At 71.2% G+C, this 25,025-nt stretch carries 19 protein-coding genes; 9 read left to right on the top strand and 10 right to left on the bottom strand.

Features of this window, described 5'->3' with window-relative positions:
- Positions 1-304: 304 nt before the first annotated feature.
- From AC3X7R_RS08345 to AC3X7R_RS08335, 3 genes are all read right to left on the bottom strand, one after another.
- On the bottom strand, positions 305-1,273 hold the full coding sequence (locus tag AC3X7R_RS08345; protein WP_489965124.1) for a hypothetical protein: 969 nt from the start codon (positions 1,271-1,273) through the stop codon (positions 305-307).
- Between the two features lie 140 nt (positions 1,274-1,413).
- The gene (locus AC3X7R_RS08340) at positions 1,414-1,749 is read right to left on the bottom strand and encodes a hypothetical protein (protein ID WP_489965123.1); all 336 of its coding nucleotides are present in this window, start codon (positions 1,747-1,749) and stop codon (positions 1,414-1,416) included.
- 16 nt (positions 1,750-1,765) lie between these two features.
- Positions 1,766-2,545 carry an enoyl-CoA hydratase/isomerase family protein gene (locus tag AC3X7R_RS08335; protein ID WP_489965122.1) on the bottom strand — a complete coding sequence of 260 codons (780 nt, stop codon included), beginning with the start codon at positions 2,543-2,545 and terminating at the stop codon, positions 1,766-1,768.
- A 96-nt stretch (positions 2,546-2,641) separates the two neighbouring features.
- On the opposite strand from AC3X7R_RS08335, the gene glgX reads away from it, so the two are divergent.
- Positions 2,642-4,795, top strand: a complete 2,154-nt coding sequence (gene glgX, locus AC3X7R_RS08330; RefSeq protein WP_489965121.1) for a glycogen debranching protein GlgX — start codon at positions 2,642-2,644, stop codon at positions 4,793-4,795.
- Positions 4,796-4,859: 64 nt separating this feature from the next.
- Positions 4,860-5,384 (top strand): DoxX family membrane protein, encoded by a 525-nt coding sequence (locus AC3X7R_RS08325; protein ID WP_489965120.1) that lies wholly within the window; start codon positions 4,860-4,862, stop codon positions 5,382-5,384.
- 27 nt (positions 5,385-5,411) lie between these two features.
- On the opposite strand, the gene glgP is transcribed toward AC3X7R_RS08325, so the two are convergent.
- On the bottom strand, positions 5,412-8,006 hold the full coding sequence (gene glgP / locus AC3X7R_RS08320; RefSeq protein ID WP_489965119.1) for an alpha-glucan family phosphorylase: 2,595 nt from the start codon (positions 8,004-8,006) through the stop codon (positions 5,412-5,414).
- A 180-nt stretch (positions 8,007-8,186) separates the two neighbouring features.
- Here glgP and AC3X7R_RS08315 point away from each other — a divergent pair, with 180 nt between their 5' ends.
- The 6 genes from AC3X7R_RS08315 (at position 8,187) to ppdK (ending at position 18,734) form a co-directional block, all read left to right on the top strand.
- Positions 8,187-10,148 (top strand): alpha-1,4-glucan--maltose-1-phosphate maltosyltransferase, encoded by a 1,962-nt coding sequence (locus AC3X7R_RS08315; protein ID WP_489965118.1) that lies wholly within the window; start codon positions 8,187-8,189, stop codon positions 10,146-10,148.
- Between the two features lie 20 nt (positions 10,149-10,168).
- Positions 10,169-11,893 (top strand): maltose alpha-D-glucosyltransferase, encoded by a 1,725-nt coding sequence (gene treS, locus AC3X7R_RS08310; RefSeq protein ID WP_489965142.1) that lies wholly within the window; start codon positions 10,169-10,171, stop codon positions 11,891-11,893.
- Positions 11,890-13,332, top strand: coding sequence for a maltokinase N-terminal cap-like domain-containing protein (locus AC3X7R_RS08305; protein WP_489965117.1), 1,443 nt, complete (start codon positions 11,890-11,892; stop codon positions 13,330-13,332). The genes treS and AC3X7R_RS08305 overlap by 4 nt, the downstream gene beginning before the upstream one ends.
- Entirely contained in the window at positions 13,329-15,218 is a 1,890-nt protein-coding gene (gene glgB / locus AC3X7R_RS08300; protein WP_489965115.1) for a 1,4-alpha-glucan branching protein GlgB, read from the top strand. Before AC3X7R_RS08305 ends, glgB begins: the two co-directional genes overlap by 4 nt.
- A 5-nt stretch (positions 15,219-15,223) precedes the next feature.
- The gene (locus AC3X7R_RS08295; RefSeq protein ID WP_489965114.1) at positions 15,224-16,000 is read left to right on the top strand and encodes an NUDIX hydrolase; all 777 of its coding nucleotides are present in this window, start codon (positions 15,224-15,226) and stop codon (positions 15,998-16,000) included.
- 70 nt (positions 16,001-16,070) lie between these two features.
- The gene (ppdK, locus tag AC3X7R_RS08290; RefSeq protein ID WP_489965113.1) at positions 16,071-18,734 is read left to right on the top strand and encodes a pyruvate, phosphate dikinase; all 2,664 of its coding nucleotides are present in this window, start codon (positions 16,071-16,073) and stop codon (positions 18,732-18,734) included.
- 6 nt (positions 18,735-18,740) lie between these two features.
- Here the strand turns inward: ppdK and AC3X7R_RS08285 are convergent, their stop codons facing one another.
- Together AC3X7R_RS08285 and AC3X7R_RS08280 are read right to left on the bottom strand one after the other, a co-directional pair.
- Positions 18,741-19,682, bottom strand: coding sequence for a co-chaperone YbbN (locus AC3X7R_RS08285; RefSeq protein ID WP_489965112.1), 942 nt, complete (start codon positions 19,680-19,682; stop codon positions 18,741-18,743).
- 141 nt (positions 19,683-19,823) lie between these two features.
- Entirely contained in the window at positions 19,824-21,032 is a 1,209-nt protein-coding gene (locus tag AC3X7R_RS08280) for an acetyl-CoA hydrolase/transferase family protein (protein ID WP_489965111.1), read from the bottom strand.
- A 151-nt stretch (positions 21,033-21,183) separates the two neighbouring features.
- Here AC3X7R_RS08280 and AC3X7R_RS08275 point away from each other — a divergent pair, with 151 nt between their 5' ends.
- Positions 21,184-21,918: an SDR family NAD(P)-dependent oxidoreductase gene (locus AC3X7R_RS08275; protein WP_489965110.1), complete on the top strand. Its 735-nt coding sequence runs from the start codon at positions 21,184-21,186 to the stop codon at positions 21,916-21,918.
- A gap of 36 nt (positions 21,919-21,954) precedes the next feature.
- Here the strand turns inward: AC3X7R_RS08275 and AC3X7R_RS08270 are convergent, their stop codons facing one another.
- The 4 genes from AC3X7R_RS08270 to AC3X7R_RS08255 form a co-directional block, all read right to left on the bottom strand.
- Entirely contained in the window at positions 21,955-22,470 is a 516-nt protein-coding gene (locus tag AC3X7R_RS08270) for a PH domain-containing protein (RefSeq protein ID WP_489965109.1), read from the bottom strand.
- A gap of 40 nt (positions 22,471-22,510) precedes the next feature.
- Positions 22,511-22,678 (bottom strand): hypothetical protein, encoded by a 168-nt coding sequence (locus AC3X7R_RS08265; RefSeq protein WP_489965108.1) that lies wholly within the window; start codon positions 22,676-22,678, stop codon positions 22,511-22,513.
- 111 nt (positions 22,679-22,789) lie between these two features.
- Positions 22,790-23,764, bottom strand: coding sequence for a methylmalonyl Co-A mutase-associated GTPase MeaB (meaB, locus tag AC3X7R_RS08260; RefSeq protein ID WP_489965107.1), 975 nt, complete (start codon positions 23,762-23,764; stop codon positions 22,790-22,792).
- Entirely contained in the window at positions 23,761-24,954 is a 1,194-nt protein-coding gene (locus AC3X7R_RS08255; protein WP_489965106.1) for an acetyl-CoA C-acetyltransferase, read from the bottom strand. The genes meaB and AC3X7R_RS08255 overlap by 4 nt, the downstream gene beginning before the upstream one ends.
- Between the last annotated feature and the right edge of the window lie 71 nt (positions 24,955-25,025).

The following is a 25,025-nucleotide window of genomic DNA, read 5'->3' as shown; positions in this document are numbered from 1 at the left end:
GTCACGTTGGTGAAGACCGACGCACCGGCAGCGGTTTGACAGTCGAACCTGAGCTCGGCACTGATGGCCGTCGCGCTCGAGGTGAGGGCTGCCACGCCGGTGGCGGCGACCGCCAGCGAGGCTCCTGTCGCCAGCGTTCTACGAATGACGGGGTTGTGCATGCGCCCTCCCAAGGCCAAGCCATTACGGAGGCGTAGGTTACCGCATCGTAACCTAGTGACCCCGGTGGTCCAGACCACGAGAAATGCACGAGGTCCCCGCCCCCAGCAGCGCTGGAGACGGGGACCTCGAGGTCAGGAGACCGTCACTTCACGGTGAGCTTGACCTTGTCGTTCGACTTCTTGGACGTGGCGCTGCCCTTGTACTTCAGGGTGGCGGTGTACTTGCCCTTGGCGCTGATCTTCTTGAAGGCGGCCTTGCCCTTGCCCTTGCTGTTCAGGGTGATGGTGGCCTTGGCCTTCTTCTTGCCCTTCTTGAGGACGACCTTGACGTCACCGGCGGCGGCAGTCCCGTCGTCGTTGGTCACGACGACCTTGACGACAGCCTTCTTCTGCTTCTTCTTGTAGACGACCGAGCCCGCGGTGTCCGTGCCCTGGACCGCGGGCGCCGGGGTCGGCGTCGGCGTCGGGGTGGGGGTCGGCGTCGGGGTCGGGGTCGGCGTCGGGGCGGGCGCCGCGGGGTCGATCACGTCGACCACGTCGACGGTGCCGTCGGCGCCGGCTGCCACCGTGCAGGTCACGGTGAGGTTCGTGCCCGGCTCGGTCCCACGCGAGAAGACCAACTCGGCGGTGTAGCCGGTCATGCCGAACGTCAGCTTGCCCGCGGCGTTGGCGGTGTACTCGTCGTTGAGGGCACCGGTGGCGGTGAGCACCAGCGGGCCCGAGCCCACGGCGCCGGTCGAGGTGCCCTCGGGCACGACCGCGGTGGCCGGCGCAGCGACACCGTTGATCGTGGCGGCCACGGCGGCCGTACCGGTCACCGTGGTGCCGAAGTTCTGGCGCGCCAGGTCGGCGGTGTCCGCGGGGACGGTGATCGTCGCGCTGAAGTTGGGCCGGACGAGGCTGCCGAGGGCAACCTGGGTCGGCGCGTCGGTGTCGGCCTGGGCGGTGAAGCCCTCCCGCGGGACGGCGCCGAAGCCGAAGTCGATGGTGCAGTCGGTGGGGACGACGGCGCTCTGAGCCGAGGCTCCCGAGGTCAGGGCCGCGACGCCGGTGGCGGCGACGGCCAGCGAGGCGCCGGCGGCCAGGGTGCGACGGAATACAGACTTGTGCATGTGATGCCCTCCAAGGCAAGACGGACGGAAGAGATTCGTTACCCTCCCGTAACTTCTGGGGTGACTCTAGTCACTGAATGCGATATTCGGTGAACCAGCCCCGCGTTTCGCATGCTGGTCGTCTCGGCGCGGGTGTCGGCTCACGGCCGGACGACGCGGTCGACCAGCCACCCGACGGCCAGCCAGCCGAGGGCGGCGGACCCCCAGTTGAGCAGGACCTCGCGCATCCTGGCGTCGCCACCGGCGAAGTGCCAGATCCCCCCGTCACGGTCGAAGAGACCCAGGTCGACGGCGTCCGCTCCCGACAGCGCGGCCGCGATCACACGCTGCCGCTCGTCGGCCTCCAGCGCCACGAGCAGGGCACCGGTGGCCAGGAGGACGGCGCACGCGACGCAGACCCACCAGAGCAGGTACGCCGTCCGGGCCCGTGCCCGCTCGGCGACCTTGCGCGTGCGACCGCGCTGCTGGGTCGTCATCTCGCCCCTCTCCTGCTCAACGGCCGATGAACTCGGCCTTGCCGGGTCCCCTCTCAACGAAGGACCCCATGCCGAGGTCACGGTCCTCGGTGGCGAAGAGACCGGCGAACTGCTGCCGCTCGATCTCCAGCCCGGTCTCGAGGTCGACCTCGAGACCGCGGTCGATGCTCGTCTTCGCCGCCCGCAGCGCCAGCGACGCGGCCCTGGTGAACTGCGAGGCCCAGGCCACGGCCTCGGCCAGCACCCGCTCGGGAGGCAGCACCCTGTCGACCAGGCCGAGGGCGAGCGCCTCGTCGGCTTTGACCATCCGACCGGTGAAGATGAGGTCCTTGGCCTTCGCGGGCCCGATCAGGCGGGCGAGCCGCTGGGTGCCGCCCGCACCCGGGATGACGCCGAGCAGGACCTCGGGCTGTCCCAGCACCGCGTTGTCGGCGGCGAAGCGCACGTCGGCGCAGAGCGCCAGCTCGCAGCCCCCGCCGAGGGCGTACCCGGTGATCGCGGCGACGACGGGCTTGGGGATCCGGGCCACCGAGCCGATCGCGGACTGCAGGCCGGTCGAGCGCTTGACCATGTCGGCGTACGACATCTCGGCCATCTCCTTGACGTCCGCGCCGGCGGCGAAGACACGCTCTCCGCCCCAGAGCACGACCGCCTTCACCTCGTCGGAGTCCGTGGCCTCCTGTGCCGCGACGCGGATCTCCTCCTGGACGACCGTGTCGAGGGCGTTCATCTTGGGGCGATCGAGCCGGATCGTCCCGACACCGTCGGTCACCTCGAGGTTGACGAACTCACCCATGTGTCTCTCCGCTCACTCGTGTCGGTCCTGGCCCAGGATCGTGCCACCTGTGGTCATCGGCCACGACCCGAACCGCCATCGGACACAATGGCCGGGATGACTGCGGGAATGTGGAACCACCGGGACGAGCGGACCGACGTCTGGCCGGGACGCAACTGGCCCCTCGGGGCGACATGGACCCCGGAGGCGACCAACTTCGCCGTCTACTGTCCCCGGGCCGAGCGCGTCTGGGTCTGCCTCTTCGACGAGGACGACGTCGAGCACCGCGTCGAGCTGCTCGAACAGTCCCTGGGCATCTGGCACTCCGAGGTGCCCGGGGTGCCCACGGGCACCCGCTACGGCTACCGCGTGGAAGGCCCCTGGGACCCCGAGCGCGGCCTGCGGTTCAATCCGCACAAGCTGCTGGTCGACCCCTACGGCCTGGCGGTCTCCGGCTCGGTGCAGCACCACCCGGCGGTGCACGGCCACGACGCGGACGACCCCCTGGCCCCCAGCGAGCTGGACTCGGCTCCCTACGTGCCGCGCACGGTGGTCGTCGCCGACGACTTCGACTGGGAGGGCGAGACCCCCCTGCGGCGTCGCTGGCGCGACACCGTGATCTACGAGCTGCACGTCAAGGGCATGACCGCGCTCCACGACCGCGTCCCCGAGGAGCTGCGCGGAACGTACGCCGGGCTGGCGACCCCCGCGGTCACCGACTACCTGCGCGACCTCGGCGTCACCGCGGTCGAGCTGCTCCCGATCCACCAGTTCGCCTCCGAGCCGGGGGTCGCGGAGCGCGGCCAGGTGAACTACTGGGGATACAACTCCCTCAACTACTTCGCCCCGCACAACGGCTACTCCTCCAGCGGCGACCGCGGAGAGCAGGTCACCGAGTTCAAGGAGATGGTCAAGTCCTTCCACCGGGCGGGGCTCGAGGTCATCCTCGACGTCGTCTACAACCACACCGCCGAGGGCGGTCCGGACGGGCCGACGCTGAGCTTCCGGGGCCTCGACGACCTCGGCTACTACCAGCGCGTCCTGGACGCGCACGGGGATCCGGTGGTCCCCGACACCTACTGGGACGTGACCGGCTGCGGCAACACCGTCGACACCACCCGCACCCAGTCGCTGCGGCTGGTCCTGGACTCGCTGCGCTACTGGGTCACCGAGATGCACGTCGACGGGTTCCGCTTCGACCTCACCTCGGCCATCACCCGCACCCAGCAGGCGGTCGACATGGGAAGCCACCTCCTCACCGCGATCGGCCAGGATCCTCTGCTGCGCCACGTGAAGCTGATCGCCGAACCCTGGGACGCCTCGATGGACGGCTACATGGTCGGCCGGTTCCCGCCGCCCTGGGTGGAGTGGAACGACCAGTTCCGCGACGTGGTGCGTGACTTCTGGCGTGGGCACGGCGACGGAATCCGGATGATGGCGACCCGCCTCGCCGGCTCCAGCGACCTCTACGCCGACGACGGGAGGTCGCCGTACGCCTCGGTCAACTTCATCACCGCCCACGACGGCTTCACGCTCCGCGACCTCGTCTCCTACGACCGCAAGCACAACGAGGCCAACGGCGAGTCCAACCGCGACGGCACCGACAACAACAGGTCGTGGAACTGCGGCGTCGAGGGCGAGACCGACGACCGGGGCGTGATCGCCCTGCGCCGGCGCCAGGCGAAGAACCTGATGACCACGCTCTGCTTCAGCGCGGGCGTCCCGATGCTGACCATGGGCGACGAGCGGGGCCGCACCCAGGGCGGGAACAACAACGCCTACGTGCACGACAACGAGACGTCCTGGGTCGACTGGCGGCCCGACGACGCCTGGCTCGACGTCTACGAGCACACCAAGACCGCACTGCGCCTGCGACGCGAGCACCCGGCGCTGCGGCAGCGCCACTGGTTCGAGGGTCGGCCCACCATCAAGGGCGGCCCCAAGGACCTGGCTTGGCTCCACCCCGAGGGCCGGGAGATGACGACCGACGACTGGCACGACCGCTCGACCAAGGTGCTGGGGATGTTCGTCTCGGGCGACCCCCTGCGCTCCCCCGGTCCGCGTGGGGAGCAGCTGCACGACAGCTGCTTCATGATCTGGCTCAACAACGAGGCGGTCCCGGTGCGGATCACCCTGCCGGAGAACGAGTGGGTGCAGAAGGGCGAGGTCGTCCTCTCCACCGACGAGGGTTACCCCGCCGGCACCACCGTGCTGGCCGGGGACCTGCTCGAGCTCGAGGCCCGGTCGACCCTGGTGCTGCGCCAGGTCTGAGCGCCGGCGGTCGCACGGAGCGGGCGCAGGTGTTCGTCTGGCCGCGATCGGGTAGGGGTGGCCCATGGCCATCTCACGACTCCTCGCCCGACCCCTGCTCAGCAGCATCTTCTTCTACGGCGGGTACCACGCGGCACGCAACCCCGAGCCCCTCGCGAGGAAGGCCCGCGCGATGACCGACCGGCTGGTGCCCCTGGCCCGGGCTCAGGGTGTCCCGCTGCCCGAGGACCCGGCGGCGCTGGTCCGGATCAACGGCGCCGTCCAGGTGACCGCAGCCGCCATGCTGGCCACCAACCGGATGCCCCGTGTCTCGGCGTCGGTGCTGGCCGTGAGCCTGGTGCCCACGACGCTCGCCGGCCACGCCTTCTGGGAGGAGTCGGATCCCGCCGCCCGCGCGCAGGGCAAGACGCAGGTCGCCAAGAACCTCAGCCTGCTCGGCGGCCTGCTGCTCGCCGCCGTCGACACTGAGGGCAGGCCCGGCGTGGCCTGGCGGGCCCGCCGCGCGGCACGGGACGCGCGCCGTCAGGCGGGCCACCTCGCCAAGGAGACCCGCCTCGAGGCCAAGCTGGCGGCCCGCTCCCTGCGCTGACCCGGTCGTCGTCCGGCCCGCGCCGGATCAGGCCGGGAGGGCGACCAGGCCGAGCTCGGCCTCCGAGGCGAGCGCGCGGTGGCGGGGCACCACCCGCACCGTGTAGCCGAAGGAGCCGGCATGGTCGAGCGCGAGGGTGGTGTCGAACCGGTGCCGCCCGTCCTCGTAGGACTCGACCAGCTCCATCGGCGTGGTGTGCGCCTCGTCGAGCTCGTCGTCGGGACCGGTCCGGCCGTGGACCGCCTGCACCTCCACGTCGCCGGGCGAGAGCCCGTCGAGCGCGACGTAGGCGTGCACGGTCAGCGCCTCCCCGACCTCTGCCGTGTCGCCGTGGTCCTCCGACTCCACGTGCTCCACGTGGACACCGTGCCACTGCTCGCGCACCCGCCGCTTCCACTCCGAGAGCTCACGCGCTCCGCTCCACTCCGGCCCCAGGAGCCGGACGTGCCGGGCGGCGGGGGCGTAGAGCTCGCGGACGTAGTCGCGCACCTGGCGGGTGGCCAGCACCTTCGGCCCCAGCGACTTCAGGGTGTGCCGCACCATCTCCACCCAGCGGGTGGGCACGCCGTCGGCGTCCACGTCGTAGAACCGCGGGGCGATCTCGTGCTCGAGCAGGTCGTAGAGCGAGGCGGCCTCGAGGTCGTCACGCCGGTCCTGGTCGTCCACCCCGTCGGCGGACGGGATCGCCCAGCCGTTGCCGCCGTCGAACCACTCGTCCCACCACCCGTCGAGGATGGAGAGGTTGAGCCCGCCGTTGAGGGCGGCCTTCATGCCCGAGGTGCCGCACGCCTCGTAGGGGCGGAGCGGGTTGTTGAGCCACACGTCGCAGCCCGGGTAGAGCGGCTGCGCCATCGCGATGTCGTAGTTGGGCAGGAAGACGATGCGGTGCCGGACCTCGGGGTCGTCGGCGAACCGGACCATCTCCTGGATGAGGCGCTTGCCGCCGTCGTCCGCCGGGTGCGACTTGCCCGCGATGACCAGCTGGATGGGGCGCTCGGGGTCGAGCAGCAGCCGCTTGAGCCGTGCCGGGTCGCGCAGCATGAGGGTGAGCCGCTTGTAGGAGGGCACCCGGCGCGCGAAGCCGATGGTGAGCACGTCGGGGTCGAGCGCCTCGTCCACCCAGCCCGTCTCCGCCGGCGTCAGGCCGCGCTTGGCCGACGACTTGGCGAGCCGCGCGCGGGCGTCCGCGACCAGCCGCGCGCGTAGCGTGCGCTTGAGATCCCAGAGCCGGCGGTCCGGGACCCGGTCGACGAGCGGCCAGAGACTGTCGGTGTCGTCGCCGTCGAGGTCGGCGCCCAGCTCGGCCGCGAGCTCGAAGATCTCCCGCGCGACCCAGGTCGGCCCGTGGACGCCGTTGGTGATGGCGCCGATCGGCACCTCGGCCTCGTCGAAGGCGGGCCAGAGACCGTTGAACATCCCTCGGGACACGCGTCCGTGCAGCTGCGAGACGCCGTTGGCGCGCTGAGCCAGGCGGAAGCCCATGACGGCCATGTTGAAGACGCCGGCGTCACCGCCCTCGTAGTCCTCCGCGCCCAGCTCGAGCACCCGCGCGACAGGGACCCCCGGCGTCGGGGACGACGCGCCGCCGAAGTACTGCTCCACCAGCGAGCGCGGGAAACGGTCGATCCCGGCGGGCACCGGCGTGTGGGTGGTGAAGACGGTCCCGGCGCGGCAGACCTCCAGGGCGGTGTCGAAGTCGAGTGCCGGGCCGTGCGGGTCCGCGGTGAGCTCGCGGATCCGCTCGATGCCGAGGAAGCCCGCGTGACCCTCGTTGGTGTGGAAGACCTCCGGCTCCGGGGCCCCGGTGATCCGGGACCACGCGCGCAGCGCCCGGACCCCGCCCACCCCCAGCAGCAGCTCCTGGCGGAGCCGGTGCTCGGAGTTCCCGCCGTAGAGGCGGTCGGTCACGTCCCGGTAGTGCTGGGGGTTCTCCTCGATGTCGGAGTCGAGGAGCAGCAGCGGCACCCGTCCCACCTGGGCCACCAGCACCCGGGCCAGGAGCGGACCGTCGGGGAGCTCGATGGAGACCAGCGCGCGGGTGCCGTCGGACTCGCGCAGCGGGGTCAGCGGCAGCTCGTCGGGGTCGAGGACCGGGTAGGTCTCCTGCTGCCACCCGTCCCGGGAGAGCGACTGCTTGAAGTAGCCCTGCCGGTAGAGCAGCCCGACCCCGGTGAGCGGGATTCCCAGGTCGGAGGCGGCCTTCAGGTGGTCGCCGGCGAGGATGCCGAGGCCGCCGGAGTACTGCGGCAGGACGGCGGTGATCCCGTACTCCGGGGAGAAGTAGGCGACCGAGCGCGGCGCAACCTGCCCGGCGCCGGCGTCGGCCTTGCGCTGGAACCAGCGGTCATCGGTCAGGTACTCGTCCAGCGACCGCCGCGCGGCGGAGAGGCTCGCCAGGAAGTCGGCGTCGGCGGCCAGCTCCTCGAGACGCTCGCGGGCCACCGCACCCAGCAGCCGGACCGGGTCGTGGCCCACCCGCCGCCAGAGCGCGGGGTCCACCGCGGCGAAGACGTCCTGGGTCTCCGGGTGCCAGCACCAGCGCAGGTTGCCCGCGAGCACACCGAGATCGGCGAGTGCGGTCGGGAGGACGGGACGGACGGTGAGTCGCCTGATCGCACGCATTCCCTGACCGTAGGGCATTTTGTTTGATCGATCCAACGCATGATCCGTCCCCTCATCGGGGTACGTGGCGGCCGTCCGGCGGGGCGAAGGGCCCACGCCGGACGAGTCCGGCCCGGCGCAAGTTGCGCCGGGCTCCGCCGTTCGACGAGTGTGGAGAGCATGGTCGGTCGAATTCCAGTCATGGGGGTCCACCCCGTCGTCGATCTCGGGCGTCAGCCCGCGAAGGCGACCGTGGACGAGCCCCTACCCGTCAGTGCGACCGTATTCCGGGAGGGACACGACCAGCTGGGCGCCGAGGTGGTGCTGGTGGCCCCGGACGGCTCCCGGCGTCCGCCCGTCCGGATGGCGCCGCACCCGGACGAGAAGACCAGCTATGCCGCCGAGGTGGTCCCCGACGCCGAGGGCGCCTGGAGCTTCGAGGTGCACTCCTGGTCCGATCCCCTGGCCACGTGGCAGCACGACGCGGGCCTGAAGATCCCCGCGGGGGTCGACGTGGAGCTGATGTTCACCGAGGGCCGCCTGCTGCTGGAGCGGGTGCTCGCCGAGGGCGACCTCTCGCGGGCGGAGAAGAAGACGGTCTCGGCGGCAGCCAAGGCCGCCCAGGACACCCGGCGCCCCGTCGAGGCGAGGCTGGCCGTCATGCAGTCGCCCGAGCTGGCCGAGGCGCTCCGGGCGCACCCGCTGCGTGACCTGCTCACCGTGGACGGGCCCTACCCGCTGTGGGCCGACCGGAAGCGAGCGCTCTACGGCAGCTGGTACGAGTTCTTCCCGCGCTCCGAGGGCGCCACCGAGGACCCCACCACCGGCAAGGTTACCAGCGGCACCTTCGCCACCGCGGCCAAGCGGCTGGACGCGGTCGCCGAGATGGGCTTCGACGTCATCTACCTCCCCCCGATCCACCCGATCGGAGAGGTCAACCGCAAGGGCCCCAACAACTCGCTGACCCCCGGGCCCGACGACCCGGGCTCGCCCTGGGCGATCGGCAGCCGGTTCGGCGGGCACGACGCCATCCACCCCGACCTGGGCACGCTGGAGGACTTCGACGCCTTCGTCGCCCGCGCCGCGGAGCTGGGCCTGGAGGTGGCGCTGGACCTCGCCCTCCAGTGCGCGCCCGACCACCCCTGGGTCACCGAGCACCCCGAGTGGTTCACCACGCGGGCGGACGGGTCGATCGCCTACGCGGAGAACCCCCCGAAGAAGTACCAGGACATCTACCCGGTCAACTTCGACAACGACACCGTCGGCCTCTGCCGCGAGGTGCTCCGCGTGGTCCGCCACTGGATGGCGCACGGCGTCCGCATCTTCCGCGTGGACAACCCGCACACCAAGCCGCTGGCCTTCTGGGAGTGGCTGCTCAAGGAGGTCCGGCGCACCGACCCGGACGTCGTCTTCCTCTCCGAGGCGTTCACCGTCCCGGCGATGATGCACGGCCTGGGCGCGGTGGGCTTCCAGCAGTCCTACACCTACTTCACCTGGCGCACCGCCAAGTGGGAGATCGAGGACTACCTGCGCGAGGTCAGCCACGAGAGCGACCACGTGATGCGGCCCAACTTCTTCGTCAACACCCCCGACATCCTCCACTCCTTCCTGCAGTACGGCGGCCCGCCGGCGTTCAAGATCCGCGCGGCGCTGGCCGCCACCGGGTCCCCGTCCTGGGGGGTCTACGCCGGCTACGAGCTCTACGAGCACGTGGCCGTGCGGCCCGGCAGCGAGGAGTACCTCGACTCCGAGAAGTACCAGATCAGGATCCGCGACTGGGACGGCGCGGCCGCCCAGGGCCGGACCCTGGCGCCGTACCTGACCCGGCTCAACGAGCTGCGTCGCCGGCACCCCGCGCTGCAGCTGCTGCGCAACCTCTCGGTGCACGCCTCCGACGACGACCACGTGCTGGTCTTCAGCAAGCGGCACCGCACGGAGGAGGGCGACGACACCGTGCTGGTCGTCATCAACCTCGATCCCCACAGCACCCGGGAGACGATGGTCCACCTCGACATGCCCGCGCTGGGCCTCGGGTGGCACGACTCCTTCCTCGCCCACGACGAGATCACCGGTGAGGAGTGGAGCTGGAACCAGCACAACTACGTCCGGCTCGACCCGACGCACGAGCCTGCACACATCATCCACGTGAGGAGCCCCCGTTGACCGAGATCTCGACCGACGCGATCGAGGAGCGGGGTGCGACCAACGACTTCGAGGACACCAGCAACACCGCCGAGCAGCCCGACTGGTTCAAGCGAGCCGTCTTCTACGAGGTCCTGGTCCGCTCGTTCCGCGACTCCGACGGCGACGGCACGGGCGACTTCCGGGGGTTGATCGAGAAGCTCGACTACCTGCAGTGGCTGGGGGTGGACTGCCTGTGGGTCCCGCCCTTCTTCACCTCGCCCCTCAGGGACGGCGGCTACGACGTCGCCGACTACACCAACATCCTCCCCGAGTGCGGCACGGTCGAGGACTTCCACGACTTCCTCGACGAGTGCCACAAGCGCGACATCCGGGTGATCATCGACTTCGTCATGAACCACACCAGCGACCAGCACCCGTGGTTCCAGGCCAGTCGCACCGACCCGGACGGCCCGTACGGCGACTTCTTCGTGTGGTCCGACACCGACGAGCTCTACTCCGACGCCCGGATCATCTTCGTCGACACCGAGCCGTCCAACTGGACCTACGACCCGGTCCGCGGGCAGTACTACTGGCACCGCTTCTTCCACCACCAGCCCGACCTCAACTTCGACAACCCCGCGGTGCGCCAGGCGATGCTCGACGCGATGGGCTTCTGGCTCGACATGGGCCTGGACGGGTTCCGCCTCGACGCCGTCCCCTACCTCTTCGAGCGGCCGGGCACCAACGGTGAGAACCTGCCCGAGACCCACGAGTTCCTCCGTGAGTGCCGCCGCTTCGTCGACGAGCACTACCCCGGGCGGGTGCTGCTGTGCGAGGCCAACCAGTGGCCCTCCGACGTGGTCGAGTACTTCGGCGACCCCGCGGTGGGGGGCGACGAGTGCCACATGGCGTTCCACTTCCCGGTCATGCCGCGCATCTTCATGGCGGTCCGGCGCGAGTCCCGGTTCCCCATCTCGGAGATCCTCGAGCAGACGCCCGAGATCCCCGACAACTGCCAGTGGGGGATCTTCCTGCGCAACCACGACGAGCTGACCCTGGAGATGGTCACCGACGAGGACCGCGACTACATGTGGGACGAGTACGCCAAGGATCCCCGGATGAAGGCCAACATCGGCATCCGGCGCCGGCTGGCCCCGCTGCTCGACAACGACATCAACCAGATCGAGCTCTTCACCGCCCTGCTGCTGTCGCTGCCCGGCTCCCCCGTCCTCTACTACGGCGACGAGATCGGGATGGGCGACAACATCTGGCTCGGCGACCGTGACGGCGTCCGGACCCCGATGCAGTGGACGCCGGACCGGAACGCCGGGTTCTCCTCGGCCAACCCGGGAAAGCTCCACCTCCCGCCGGTGCAGGACCCGGTCTACGGCTACCAGTCGGTCAACGTGGAGTCCCAGCTCTCGAACTCCTCCTCGCTCCTGCACTGGACGCGCAGGATGATCCACGCCCGGCGCCAGCACCCGGCGTTCGGCCTCGGCGACTTCACCGACCTCGGCGGCTCCAACCCGGCGGTGCTCTCCTACGCCCGCGAGCACGTCGGCCCCTCGGGTCGCCGCGAGGTCATCGTCTGCGTCAACAACCTCTCGCGCTTCCCCCAGCCGGTCGAGCTCGACCTGCGCCGCTGGGAGGGGCTCGTCCCCGTCGAGCTGCTGGGCGGGGTGCCCTTCCCTGCGGTGGGCGAGATGCCCTACCTGCTGACCATGGGCGGGTACGGCTTCTACTGGTTCCAGCTGACCACCCCGACAGATGAGAGCAGCCGATGAGCGTGCACGAGGACCTGGCCGACCTACTCGCCCACGCGCGCTGGTTCGCGGGGAAGGGCCGCGACTTCACGGTCGCGCGCACCCGCCTGGCCGGCACCCTGAGCGGTCAGCAGACCCACGTGGAGATCCTGCTGGTGGAGGTCGCCTACTCCGACAGCGAGGACCGCGAGCTCTACCAGGTGCCCCTGGCCCACTACGCACACCCGCAGGAGCGGCTCGGCCACGCGCTCGTGGGCACCTGGGAGGACCCGGCGAGCCCCGGCACCTTCCGGCACGTCTACGACGCGCTCCACGACCGCGAGGCGATGGCGCTGTGGCTCGAGGCGTTCGCCCTCAGCGGTCGCGGGGAGAGCACGAACGAGTCGCTGCTCTTCCACACCCTGCCGGATGTCGAGATCGACGTGGAGGCCCACTCGACCCTCTTCACCGGGGAGCAGTCGAACTCGTCGGTGCGGTTCGGTGAGGACTCGGTGATGAAGGTGTTCCGCAAGGTCACGCCCGGGGTCAACCCGGACATCGCCATCCACGACGTCCTCACCCTGGCCGGCTCCGACCACGTGGCAGCGCTCTACGGGTGGCTCGACGTCGTCGACGACGAGGCGGACGCGGTGATCCAGCTCGCCATGCTCCAGCAGTACCTGCGCACCGCGAGCGACGGCTGGGAGCTCGCCCTGGTCAGCGTCCGCGACCTCTTCGCCGAGGGCGACCTGCATCCCGACGAGGTGGGAGGCGACTTCGCCGGCGAGGCGGCGCGTCTCGGGACCGCGCTGCGGGAGACCCACGAGGTGCTGGCCGAGCACTTCCCGGTCGCCGAGCGTGGCCGCGAGGAGCTCGAGGCGCTCGCCGGCCAGATGCACCGGCGCCTCGACGACGCCCTGACCGTGGCCGAGGGTGTCGAGCCCTACGAGCAGCTCCTCCGGGCGACCTACGACCGGATCCCCACCCTCGAGGGCGTCCGGGTGCAGCAGGTGCACGGGGACCTGCACCTGGGGCAGACGCTGCGCACGGTGCGCGGGTGGAAGATCGTGGACTTCGAGGGTGAGCCGGCCCGACCCCTGGCGGAGCGGCTGCGGCCCGACTCGGTGTGGCGCGACGTCGCCGGGATGCTGCGCTCCTTCGACTACGCCCCCCGGGTCTCGGTCAAGAACCATCCCGGCGAGGGGGCCAACGCCCAGCTCAGCTACCGGGCCAAGGAATGGTCGATCCGCAACCAGACCGCCTTCCTGGAGGCCTACGCCCCCGAGGGCCTGACCGACTCCGAGCAGACCCTCCTCGGGGCGTACGTCGCGGACAAGGCCGTCTACGAGTGCGCCTACGAGGCGCGCAACCGACCCGGGTGGGTCGAGATCCCCCTGGCCGCCCTCGCGCAGCTCTCCCAGGAGCCACCACGTGGCCGCACGGCCAGCGACCCCACCGACACGAGCGGAGTGAACGCATGACGGGACCCGGAGAGCTCGACATCCACCTGATCAACGAGGGTCGGCACGAGGAGCTGTGGCAGGTCCTCGGTGCCCAGGTCGTCGAGACCGGCACCGCGTTCTCCGTGTGGGCCCCTCACGCCCAGGAGGTCCAGGTCGTCGGGGACTTCAACGGCTGGGACGGCACCCCCCTCGACCCCATCGGCAGCTCGGGGATCTGGCACGCGCAGGTGGCGGGGGTGACCGGCGGCGAGCGCTACAAGTTCCGCATCCGCGGTGCCGACGGCGTCTGGCGCGACAAGGCCGACCCGATGGCGTTCCACACCCAGGTCCCGCCCGAGACGGCCTCGGTGGTCTTCCGCTCCGACTACGAGTGGCAGGACCAGGAATGGATGGAGTCCCGAGTCGGGCGCCGGCCGGTCGAGGAACCGATGGCGGTCTACGAGCTGCACCTGGCCTCCTGGCGGCGGCACCCGGACGGCCGCCTCTACACCTGGGAGGAGATCGCCGACAGCCTGGTCCCCTACGTGCAGGACCTCGGGTTCACCCACGTCGAGCTGATGCCGGTGATGGAGCACCCCTTCGGCGGCTCCTGGGGCTACCAGGTCACCTCCTACTTCGCGCCCACCTCGCGCTTCGGGGACCCGGACGGGTTCCGGCTCCTCGTCGACCGGCTGCACCGCGCGGGCATCGGGGTGATCGTGGACTGGGTGCCGGCGCACTTCCCGAAGGACGAGTTCGCCCTCGCCCGCTTCGACGGCACCCCGCTCTACGAGGACCCCAACCCCTCTCGCGGCGAGCACCCGGACTGGGGCACCTACGTCTTCAACTTCGGGCGACGGGAGGTCCGCAACTTCCTGGTCGCCAACGCCCTCTTCTGGCTCGAGGAGTTCCACGTGGACGCCCTGCGCGTCGACGCGGTCGCCTCGATGCTCTATCTCGACTACTCCCGCGAGCCCGGTCAGTGGAGCCCCAACGTGCACGGCGGGCGGGAGAACCTGGAGGCGGTCAACTTCCTCCAGGAGATGAACGCCACCGTCTACAAGCGGGTGCCGGGCGCCTTCACCATCGCCGAGGAGTCCACGTCCTGGCCCGGGGTCACCCGCCCCACCTCCGACGACGGACTCGGCTTCGGCTTCAAGTGGAACATGGGCTGGATGCACGACTCCCTCGCCTACGTGCAGCGCGACCCGGTGTACCGCGGCCACCATCACGGTGAGCTGACCTTCCCGCTGGTCTACGCCTGGTCGGAGAACTACGTGCTGCCGATCAGCCACGACGAGGTGGTGCACGGCAAGGGCTCGCTGCTGCGCAAGATGCCCGGCGATCGCTGGCGGCAGCTGGCCAACCTGCGGGCCTACCTGGCCTACATGTGGGCCCACCCAGGCAAGCAGCTGCTCTTCATGGGCAGCGAGTTCGGCCAGGAGGCCGAGTGGGCGGAGGCCCGCGAGCTCGACTGGTGGCTCCTCGACCACCCCGAGCACCGGGGCGTCAGCGACCTGGTGCGGGAGATGAACCGGGTCTACCGGGACTCCCCCGCGCTGTACGCGCAGGACAATGACCCGCACGGCTTCGCGTGGCTGGAGTCGCACGACGCCGGCGGCAACGTCTTCGCCTTCGTCCGGCGGGCCCCCGGCGCGCCCGACCTCGTCTGCGTCACCAACTTCGCGGCCGTCCCCCACGAGGGCTACCGTCTGGGGCTCCCCGAGGCCGGGGTGTGGCGGGAGGTCCTCAACACCGACGCCGAGGCCTACAGCGGCTCGGGGGTGGGGAACCTCGGGTCGGTGAAGGCCACCGCCGAGCCGTGGCACGAGCAGCCGGCGAGCGCCATCCTCACCCTCCCTCCCCTGGCCACGCTGTGGCTTCGTCCCGAGTCCTCCGCGGTCACGGGGTCGCAGCTAGGGTGACGCGCGTGAGCCCCGAACCCACCGTGCGCACCGTGAGCGAGGGAGTGGCCAGGGTCTCCTGGCCCGAAGGGCTGCACGCCGACGACTTCCGCACCGCGGTGGCGCAGCTCACCCTGCTCGTCGAGCAGGCGCTGACGCGACACAGCCGGGTGGAGGCGTGGGTCTCTCCCGACGACGCCGAGGGTCAGCGCCTGGCCACCTGGGCGGGCCTGCACCGCGAGGGCGTGATGCGCGGCGCCGCCCAGGAGGCCGGAGGGCTCGAGGACCGCATCGTCTACGCCCGCCTGAGCACCGACGTCCCCCTCGCCGAACCGGGCGGCTTCCGCGCACTCCTCAACTCCTTCCTGCCTCGCAAGCGGGCGATCAGCCAGCTCCTGCTCCGCGACCAGGAGGGGCGCGTGCTGATGTGCCGGCTCACCTACAAGGAGGACTGGGACCTGCCCGGCGGAGTGGTGGAGGTCGGCGAGTCCCCGCAGTCGGCGGTGGCACGCGAGGTGGAGGAGGAGCTCGGGCTCTCGGTGGCACCGGGTCGCCTGCTGCTCACCGACTGGCTCCCGTCCTGGGGCGGCTGGGACGACGCCCTCTGCCTGGTCTTCGACGGAGGGGTGGTGGACGGGTCCGTCCTCGGCTCCGTGGTCCGGCAGGAGCGCGAGATCGCCGGGGTGCAGTTCTGCGCTCCCGACGAGGTGCGCCGCCACGCCGCCGACTTCACCGCCAGACGGGTGGAGGCTGCGCTGGCCGCCCTCGGCGACGGTCCGGGCTACACCGAGTCCGGCCGCTGAGGCTGCCCCGGTTCGAGCGGCGTCCCGGGACCGGCAGACGCACCGGGGCCCACGGGTGTTGGATGGACCCATGGGATGGGTGACCGACTTCAGCCAGGGCAACAAGGACCAGAAGGACCTGCTGGGTGGCAAGGGTGCCAACCTCGCGGAGATGACCAACCTGGGGCTTCCGGTCCCACCGGGCTTCACCATCTCCACCGAGGCCTGCCGCGCCTACCTCCGCGAGGGTGGCTCACCCGAGGGGCTCCGCGACGAGGTCAGCGCGCACCTCGACGCCCTGGAGCGGAGCATGGGGCGCCGCCTGGGTGACGCCGAGGACCCGCTCCTGGTCAGCGTCCGCTCGGGTGCGAAGTTCTCGATGCCGGGAATGATGGAGACGGTCCTCAACATCGGCCTCAACGACGCGTCGGTGCAGGGCCTGGCGGCACGCAGCGGCAACCCCCGCTTCGCCCAGGACTCCTACCGGCGGCTGCTGCAGATGTTCGGGGCCACCGTCCTGCACGTCGACGCCGAGCACTTCTCCCGGGCGCTGGAGGAGGCCAAGGCGGCCAAGGGCACCGACTCGGACCTCGACCTGGACACCGACGACCTCGCCCGCCTCGTGCGCGACTTCGAGGGCATCATCGGCGAGCACGCCGGCCGCCCCTTCCCCCAGGACCCTCGCGAGCAGCTGGAGCTGGCGATCCGTGCCGTCTTCGACTCCTGGAACACCGACCGCGCCCGCCTCTACCGGCGCCAGGAGCGGATCCCGGAGGATCTCGGCACGGCGGTCAACGTCCAGGCGATGGTCTTCGGGAACTTCGGCATGGACTCCGGCTCCGGGGTCGCCTTCACCCGCGACCCCGCCTCCGGGGACCAGGGCGTCTACGGCGACTACCTCCAGAACGCCCAGGGCGAGGACGTGGTCTCCGGCATCCGCAACACGGTCTCGCTGGCGGACTTCGCCCGGCTCGACCGGCGCTCGCACGACGAGCTGCTGGAGATCATGGCCACCCTGGAGCGGCACTACCGCGACATGTGCGACATCGAGTTCACCGTGGAGAGCGGCAAGCTCTGGATGCTCCAGACCCGGGTCGGCAAGCGGACTCCCGAGGCTGCGTTCCGGATCGCGCGGCACATGCGCGAGGAAGGGACGATCGACGCGGACGAGCAGCTGCGCCGGGTGACGGGCGAGCAGCTCGCCAGCCTGATGTTCCCCCGCTTCGACGACTCGGGCGAGCGGCAGCTCGTCGCCGTCGGGATGAACGCCTCCCCCGGCGCGGCGGTCGGCCGGGTCGTCTTCGACTCCCCCACCGCGGTGGAGTGGGCCGGGCGCGGCGAGCCGGTGATCCTGCTGCGCAAGGAGACCAACCCCGACGACCTCTCCGGCATGGTCGTCGCCGCGGGCATCCTGACCAGCCGTGGCGGCAAGACCAGCCACGCCGCGGTGGTCGCGCGCGGCATGGGCCGCACCTGCGTCTGCGGCGCGGAGAGCCTCGACGTGGACGCGGAGGCCCGGGAGGCGCGGATCCGCGGGGGCGGGGTGATCCGGGAGGGCGACACGCTGTCGATCGACGGGGCCACCGGCGAGGTCTTCCTGGGCGAGGTGGCGGTGACCCCCTCGCACGTGGTCCGTCACTTCGAGGGCGAGGAGGTCGACGAGGACGTGGTCGGCGCCGTCGCGGAGGTGATGGCGCACGCCGACAGACGGCGCCGCATGGGGGTCCGCGCCAACGCCGACACCGCGGAGGACGCGGCCCGGGCACGCCGCTTCGGCGCGGAGGGCATCGGACTGTGCCGGACCGAGCACATGTTCCTCGGAGACCGGCGCGGGCTCGTGGAGGACCTCATCGTCGCCGAGGACGAGGAGTCGCGGCAGGCCGCCCTCGACGCGCTGCTGCCGAGGCAGCGAGAGGACTTCACAGGGATCCTGGAGGCGATGGACGGCCTCCCGGTCACGATCAGGCTCATCGACCCTCCCCTGCACGAGTTCCTGCCCGACTACACCGAGCTCTCGGTCAAGGTGGCGCTGGCCGAGTCGACCGGTGGCGCCTCGGAGCACGACCTCACGCTGCTCTCCCACGTCCGGCGCCTGCACGAGCAGAACCCGATGCTAGGGCTGCGCGGGGTGCGTCTCGGCATCCACATCCCCGGCCTCTTCGTCATGCAGGCCCGAGCGATCCTGGAGGCGTCCGCCGACCGCATCGAGGCGGGCGGGCGGCCGCTGCCGGAGATCATGGTCCCGCTCGTGGCCAGCGTCCGCGAGCTCGACGTGGTCAAGCGCGACATCCTCCGGGTCGCCGAGGAGGTGCAGTCCCGGCGTGGTGTCGAGATCGACCTCAAGATCGGCACCATGATCGAGCTCCCGCGGGCCGCGTTCCTCGCCGACCGCATCGCCCGGTCCGCCGAGTTCTTCTCCTTCGGCACCAACGACCTGACCCAGATGGCCTGGGGCTTCTCGCGCGACGACGTGGAGGCGAAGTTCTTCTCCCAGTACTTCGAGCACGGCATCTTCGACGTCTCCCCCTTCGAGTCGCTGGACACGCTCGGGGTCGGCGGGATGGTCCGGATGGGCACGGAGAAGGGCCGCTCGACCAAGCCGGACCTCAAGGTGGGGGTCTGCGGGGAGCACGGCGGCGACCCGGCCTCGATCCACTTCTTCGAGGCCACCGGGCTCGACTACGTCTCCTGCTCCCCGTTCCGGGTCCCCGTGGCCCGTCTGGAGGCCGGCCGAGCGGTCCTCACCGACGACTGAGGCGGGTCAGAAGAGCGCGGACGCCAGGTTCTGCCGGCCCTTCAGCACCCGGGGGTCGTCGTTCCCGACGGCCGCGAAGAGCCCCAGCAGGTGGTCCCGCGCACGCTCGCGGTCCGTGCCGGAGCTCCGTCGTACCAGGTCGACCAGACGGGCGAACGCGTCCTCGACGTGTCCCCCCAGCATGTCGAGGTCGGCGACGAGCGTCTGCGCGTCCACGTCGTCCGGGGAGGCGGCCGCCGCCGCCCTCGCCTCGGCGAGGTCGACGCCGCGGGTGCGCAGCAGGACCTTCGCCATGGCCAGCCCTGCCGCAGCCTCGACGTCGGCGGGGTTGGCGTCGACCAGCTTCTGGTACTCCGCGACCGCGCGGTCGATGTCGCCCTCGCCCAGCGCGTCCTGGGCGGCGGCATACCGCGGGTCGACCTCGTCGCCCTCCTCGGCCGCCGCGCCGTGCCGGGGCTGGTGCCGACCGGTGATCCCCTGCACGGTGAGCTGCTGGGCCACCTGGGTCAGCGCCGTGCGGAGCTCCTCCAGGGGGACCACGTCCTGCAGCAGGGGCATGGGCCGGCCGTCCACCACCGCCACCACGAGGGGGATCGACGGGATCTGCATCGCCTGGGCGATCTCCGGGACCGCGTCGACGTCGACGAGGCCCACGAGGAACCTGCCCTCGAGCTCGTCGGAGAGGGTGCGCAGGTCGTCGGCGAGCTGGCCGCTCTCCGGCATCCGGGTCCGCGAGTAGAAGACCAGCAGCACGGGCGCGGTCATGGACGCCTCGAGGACGCCCTGGAAGTTGGCCTGGTCGATGTCCACGGCGTAGGCGGAGCCTCCGCCTGCGTGGCCCGCACCTGCGGGCGCTCCGGGGGGCACGGGGGCCCCGGCAGGCGGTGCGGGGCGCTTGAGCGCCGAGAGGTCGATGGCCCCGGGGCGAGAGAACGGCTGCTGCGTCATGGCCCCATTGTCGCGGACGGCCAGTGAGCGGCGGAGCGGGGTGGGCCTTTTCTTGAGGTTCGGCGGAACTTCAGCGGCCGGATCGGTCCGCTCGATCCCGATACTCGAACCGCCACGACCCTCCCTCGGCACCCCCGTGACTCAGGCCAGTCCGAACTCGGCAGCCTCCTCCCACAGCTCGTCGCGCACCGACGGATGCGCGGCCCGGGTGATGAGGTGGCGCGCCTGCTCGCGCTGGTCGTGACCGAAGACCTCGGCCACGCCCTGCTCGGTGACCACCGCGCTCATCTGGAACGAGGTCAGCGGCTCCTCGACCATCGGGACGATCGTGGAGAGGTCGGCCTTGGGGTGCCAGGACTTCAGCGCTATCAGCGCCTGACCGCCCCGGCTGTGGAGAGCGCCGACGATGAAGTCGGTCTGGCCACCGAAGCCCGAGTGGATCCGGGCGTTGATCCGCGAGGCGTTGGCCTGCCCGAACAGGTCGACCTGGAGCGCGGTGTTGACACTGGTCATCTGGTGGTTGTGAGCGATCCGGGCGGGGTCGTTCGTGGTCTCGGTGCGCAGCATCTCGACCCGGGGGTTGTCGTGGACCCACTCCAGCAGCTCGGCGGAGCCGAAGAGGAACGACGACCGGATCGGCACCGAGCTGTCCAGCGCCCCCGCCCGCTCCAGGGCGAGGACACTGTCGGAGAACATCTCGGTCCAGATCCGCAGCCCGGTACGGCCGGCCAGACCGTGCAGGGTGGCGTCCGGGACGGCCCCGATGCCCGCCTGCATCGTCGAGCCGTCGCGCACCCGGGCGGCCACCAGCGAGCCGATCAGGGCCGACTCGTCGTCGACGGGCAGGCTCGCCGCTGTGGGCAGCGCCCCGTCCGCGGCCACCGTCAGGTCCAGGTGGTCCACCGGGACCAGGGCGTCGCCGTAGGTCCACGGCATCTCCGAGTTGACCTGGGCGATCACCTTCCCGCCCCGGGCCCGGGCCGCCTCGATCGCGGCCGGCAGCACGTTGACCTCGACACCGAGCGAGACGAAGCCGTCGCGCGGCACGGTGGTGTGCAGCACCACGAGGTCCGGGGCCTGGAGGCCGTGGAAGAGGGTGGGCACCAGGGAGAGGCGCGACGGCACGTAGCGGAGCCGAGGACTCCGGCGCTGTCCCGGACCCACGAAGGAGGTCTCGAGCTCGACTCCCTCACGGTCGGGCAGTCCGGGCTGGCCGTTGAGCGCCCACAGGCGGTAGCGGTCGAGCCCGGCGTCCACGAGATCCAGCAGGTGCCACGGCGTCGCGTGGTTGCCGGTCACCACGACACGGGGGTTCTCGGGCAGGGCGGCGAGGAGGTCGTTGAGGGTCACGGCGGCATTCCATCAGGTCTGGACCTGCCCTTCCCAGCGACCCACGCTGGATGGTAGAAACTGCGCAACCCGTCTACTGCCGCACGACGGGTCCTGCCGCACCCGCTCGGTGGCTCCGCCGCCGCGCGTTCGGACTCCTGGAGGGGATGTCGTGATCGACATCGGCTTTGACTTCACCTCTCGACACGTCCTGGTGACCGGCGGTACCAGGGGTCTCGGGCTGACCGTCGCCCAGGCATTCCTCGACGCCGGCGCCCGGGTCTCCGTGACGGGGTGCAAGATCCTCCCGTCTCTCTACGACGCCGATCTGAGTCGCTTCGACTACCACCAGCTCCGCCTGACGAGCAGCGATGCCATCGACTCCTTCGTCGACCGGATCGGTGCCGTCGACGTCCTCGTCAACGCGGCCGGCGCCCGCCTCGACAACACGCTCGAGGCGCACGAGCGTGAGTTCATGGCCCACTCGGCCCGGCTCGGCTTCGTCGGACCACTGCGCCTGACCCACCAGCTGCGCCAGCGCCTCTACTCCTCACCGGCCGGGGGCTCGGTGATCCACACCAGCGCCACGCAGCGGTGGCTGGAGCTCACGCAGACGCCCGCCGACGCGCAGGCCGAGCTCGAGGCCCACACCCAGCGCGCGGGCCGGGCCTGGTCCCGGCTCGGCGCGCGGGTCAACACCGTGCTGTGCTCGCCCCGGATCAGCGTTCCCGCCCAGCCGCGCCACCCCCTGGTGACGACCTCGACGCACGAGGGGTCCCTGCTGACCCGCCGCAAGGTGACGACCTCGCCGGCCACCGCTGAGCAGGTGGCGACCGTGGCCCTCTTCCTGGCGAGCAGCGGGGCCCAGGCGATCAGCGGGCAGACCCTCCAGGTCGAGGCCCGCTGACTCGTCCTCGAGCCGGCGCACCCCTGCGGGGTGCGCTCAGTTGATGACCCTGGGCCCGCGCAGACCGGACCGCTGCACGACCCGCTGGATCGCGTGGTCCCGCTCGTTGGGCCGGCCCACGAAGCGGATGTCGCGCAGCCCCTGCTCCTGAGCGGCGGACTCGAAGCAGAAGTGTCCGTAGCCGAGGATCCGGCCGACGAGCGGCTTGCTCACCGTGATGTCGAGGATGCGGGAGAGCGGCATCGTGGCGTGCTGCCGGGAGAAGACGCCATGCACGCGGAAGACCCGCATGTTGGTGATCACGAACCGGTCCATGTGCTCACCCAGGGCCCGCCACCCCGCGTGCAGGGCCACCGCCGCGGCCACGAGCATCGGCAGCCACGCCAGGTCGACGTGGACGAAGGGGACGGTCGCCAACAGCGCCCCGGCGACGAGAAGCTCCAGTGCGGCCCGCACGTAGGCCGTCCAGTGGTGCCGCACCTCGTCGACGACCACCTCGCCCTCGTCGCGCAGGAGGTACTGCCCGATGTCAGGGTCGGTCAGGAGACCCATCACGGCCACGCACGAGCAGGACCTCGCCGGCGCAGACCCATCAGAGCGCGCCGAAGAAGTCGATGATCGCCTCGAAGAGCCTGACCAGCAGGTCCCACGCCGTGGTCGCGGTGGACTCCGCCGCGTCCGCGAGACCACGGGGGTCGGTGAACATCCAGAACCCGAGGAAGACCACGAGCAGGACGAGGAACGTCTTCTTGGGGTTCATCTGCGAGACTCCGTCCGGTTCAGGTCACAGATCGACCCATTGCTACCAGGTGATGAGCAGGGGTGTGGGGAGGCGCGCTGCCGGTACCGCCGGCCGTGCGCGGCGGGTGTGCTACAGAGCCTCCAGCAGCCGATCGGCCGCGGCGTAGGGATCCAGCTCGCCCGCCGCCACCCCCTCGGCCAGGGCGTCGAGCGAGGCGTGCCCATGCAGTCCGGCCCACCGGCCACGCAGCGAGGCGACCGCGATCGCCTCGACCTCCTGACGGGCGCGGCGCCGTTGCCTCACCTCGCGGGCGCCGGTGGCCTGCGACCAGGCCAGGTGGGCCGCGAGCCCCTCCACGACCTCACCGATCCCCTCCCCCGCGCGGGCGACGGTGCGCACGATGGGCGGTCGCCAGTCGCCCTCGCGCCGGTCGGTCATCGCCAGCATGGTGCGAAGCTCGCGGCGGACCTGGTCGGCACCCTCCCGGTCCGACTTGTTCACCACGTAGAGGTCACCGATCTCGAGGATCCCGGCCTTGGCGGCCTGGATCCCGTCTCCCATGCCGGGGGCCAGCAGCACCACCGTGGTGTCGGCGAGGCCGGCCACCTCGACCTCGCTCTGGCCCACGCCCACGGTCTCCACCAGCACCACGTCGAAGCCGGCGGCGTCCAGGACCCTGACCGCCTGGGGAGTCGCCCAGGCGAGCCCGCCCAGGTGGCCTCGCGAGGCCATCGACCGGATGAAGACACCGGGGTCCGTCGCGTGGTCCTGCATCCGCACCCGGTCACCCAGCAGCGCTCCCCCGGAGAACGGGGAGGACGGGTCGACGGCCAGCACGCCCACCCGGCGCCCCGCCCTGCGCAGCTCCCCGACCAGGGCGCTGGTCGTGGTCGACTTCCCCACGCCCGGCGAGCCGGTGAGCCCCACCACGTGGGCCCTCCCGGCGAACGGGGTCAAGGCGGCCGTGGCCTCCCGCAGCAGCGGCGACTCGTCCTCGACCAGCGAGATCAGCCGGGCCACCGCCCTGGGGTCGCCCGACCGCGCGCCGGAGACGAGAGCGGGGACCGACGCCGTGCGGCGTCGGTCCCCGGTCGTCGGTGTCACGCCTGCGGGACCCGGATGATCAGCGCGTCGCCCTGGCCGCCACCGCCGCAGAGGGCGGCCGCGCCGATGCCGCCGCCGCGGCGCTTCAGCTCCAGCGCCAGGTGCAGCACGATCCGGGCACCGGACATGCCGACCGGGTGACCCAGGGCGATCGCGCCGCCGTTGACGTTCACCTTCTCCTCGTCGACGCCGAGCTCGCGGGCCGAGGAGATCCCGACCGCCGCGAACGCCTCGTTGATCTCGAACAGGTCGATGTCCTGCACCGAGATCCCCTCCTTCTGCGCGGCCTTGGCGATCGCCTCGGCGGGCTGCAGCTGCAGGGTCGAGTCGGGACCGGCGACCTGCCCGGAGGCACCGATCTCGGCGAGCCAGGTCAGGCCCAGCTCCTCGGCCTTGGCCTTGCTCATCACGACCACGGCGCAGCCGCCGTCGGAGATCTGGGAGGCGGAGCCGGCCGTGATGGTCCCCTCCTTGGAGAACGCCGGGCGCAGGGCGCCGAGCGACTCGACGGTGGTCTCGGCGCGCACCCCCTCGTCGGTGTCGACGGTGACCTCGCCGCGACGCGACGTGACGACCACGGGCACGATCTCGTCGTCGAAGACGCCGTCCTTCTGCGCCACGGCGGCGAGCCGGTGGCTGCGGGCGGCGAAGGTGTCCTGCTCCTCCCGGGTCAGGTTGGCGGACGCGGCGTTGCACTCCTCGGTGAGCAGGCCCATGGCCTGGTTGGTGAACTGGTCGAAGAGCGCGTCGTAGGCCATCGAGTCGACCAGCGCGGTGTCGCCGTACTTGAACCCCTCGCGGGACTTGGGGAGCAGGTGCGGGGCCTGGGTCATCGACTCCATGCCGCCGGCCACGACGATCTCGTGCTCGCCCGCACGGATCAGCTGGTCGGCCAGGGCGATCGCGTTGATCCCCGAGAGGCAGACCTTGTTGATCGTCAGCGCGGGGACGCCCATGGGAATCCCACCCTTGACGGCGGCCTGGCGCGCGCTGATCTGACCGGTGCCGGCCTGGATGACGTGGCCCATGATCACGTACTCGACCTGGTCGCCGGTGACGCCCGCCCGCTCGAGTGCGGCCTTGATCGCGACGCCGCCCAGGTCGGCCGCGGACTGGTCCTTCAGACCACCCAGAAGACGCCCGATGGGGGTCCGCGCCCCCGCGACGATGACGGAAGTGTTGCTCGACATGCTGGGATGCCTCCTGTGCTGGCGGGTGAAGTACGAGCGAGCCTAACCCCAGCAACGCCCCCCCCAGCGGG

This window comes from Nocardioides sp. Z22_16 (genome assembly GCF_058134365.1).
This window is presented reverse-complemented; position numbering and strand designations above follow the sequence as displayed.

Bases quoted from the DNA above. Each gene is read 5' to 3' on its own strand.
- AC3X7R_RS08345 (WP_489965124.1), bottom strand. From the start codon at position 1,273: ATGCACAAGTCTGTATTCCGTCGCACCCTGGCCGCCGGCGCCTCGCTG.
- AC3X7R_RS08340 (WP_489965123.1), bottom strand. From the start codon at position 1,749: ATGACGACCCAGCAGCGCGGTCGCACGCGCAAGGTCGCCGAGCGGGCA.
- AC3X7R_RS08335 (WP_489965122.1), bottom strand. From the start codon at position 2,545: ATGGGTGAGTTCGTCAACCTCGAGGTGACCGACGGTGTCGGGACGATC.
- glgX (WP_489965121.1), top strand. From the start codon at position 2,642: ATGACTGCGGGAATGTGGAACCACCGGGACGAGCGGACCGACGTCTGG.
- AC3X7R_RS08325 (WP_489965120.1), top strand. From the start codon at position 4,860: ATGGCCATCTCACGACTCCTCGCCCGACCCCTGCTCAGCAGCATCTTC.
- glgP (WP_489965119.1), bottom strand. From the start codon at position 8,006: ATGCGTGCGATCAGGCGACTCACCGTCCGTCCCGTCCTCCCGACCGCA.
- AC3X7R_RS08315 (WP_489965118.1), top strand. From the start codon at position 8,187: ATGGGGGTCCACCCCGTCGTCGATCTCGGGCGTCAGCCCGCGAAGGCG.
- AC3X7R_RS08305 (WP_489965117.1), top strand. From the start codon at position 11,890: ATGAGCGTGCACGAGGACCTGGCCGACCTACTCGCCCACGCGCGCTGG.
- glgB (WP_489965115.1), top strand. From the start codon at position 13,329: ATGACGGGACCCGGAGAGCTCGACATCCACCTGATCAACGAGGGTCGG.
- ppdK (WP_489965113.1), top strand. From the start codon at position 16,071: ATGGGATGGGTGACCGACTTCAGCCAGGGCAACAAGGACCAGAAGGAC.
- AC3X7R_RS08285 (WP_489965112.1), bottom strand. From the start codon at position 19,682: ATGACGCAGCAGCCGTTCTCTCGCCCCGGGGCCATCGACCTCTCGGCG.
- AC3X7R_RS08270 (WP_489965109.1), bottom strand. From the start codon at position 22,470: ATGGGTCTCCTGACCGACCCTGACATCGGGCAGTACCTCCTGCGCGAC.
- AC3X7R_RS08265 (WP_489965108.1), bottom strand. From the start codon at position 22,678: ATGAACCCCAAGAAGACGTTCCTCGTCCTGCTCGTGGTCTTCCTCGGG.
- AC3X7R_RS08255 (WP_489965106.1), bottom strand. From the start codon at position 24,954: ATGTCGAGCAACACTTCCGTCATCGTCGCGGGGGCGCGGACCCCCATC.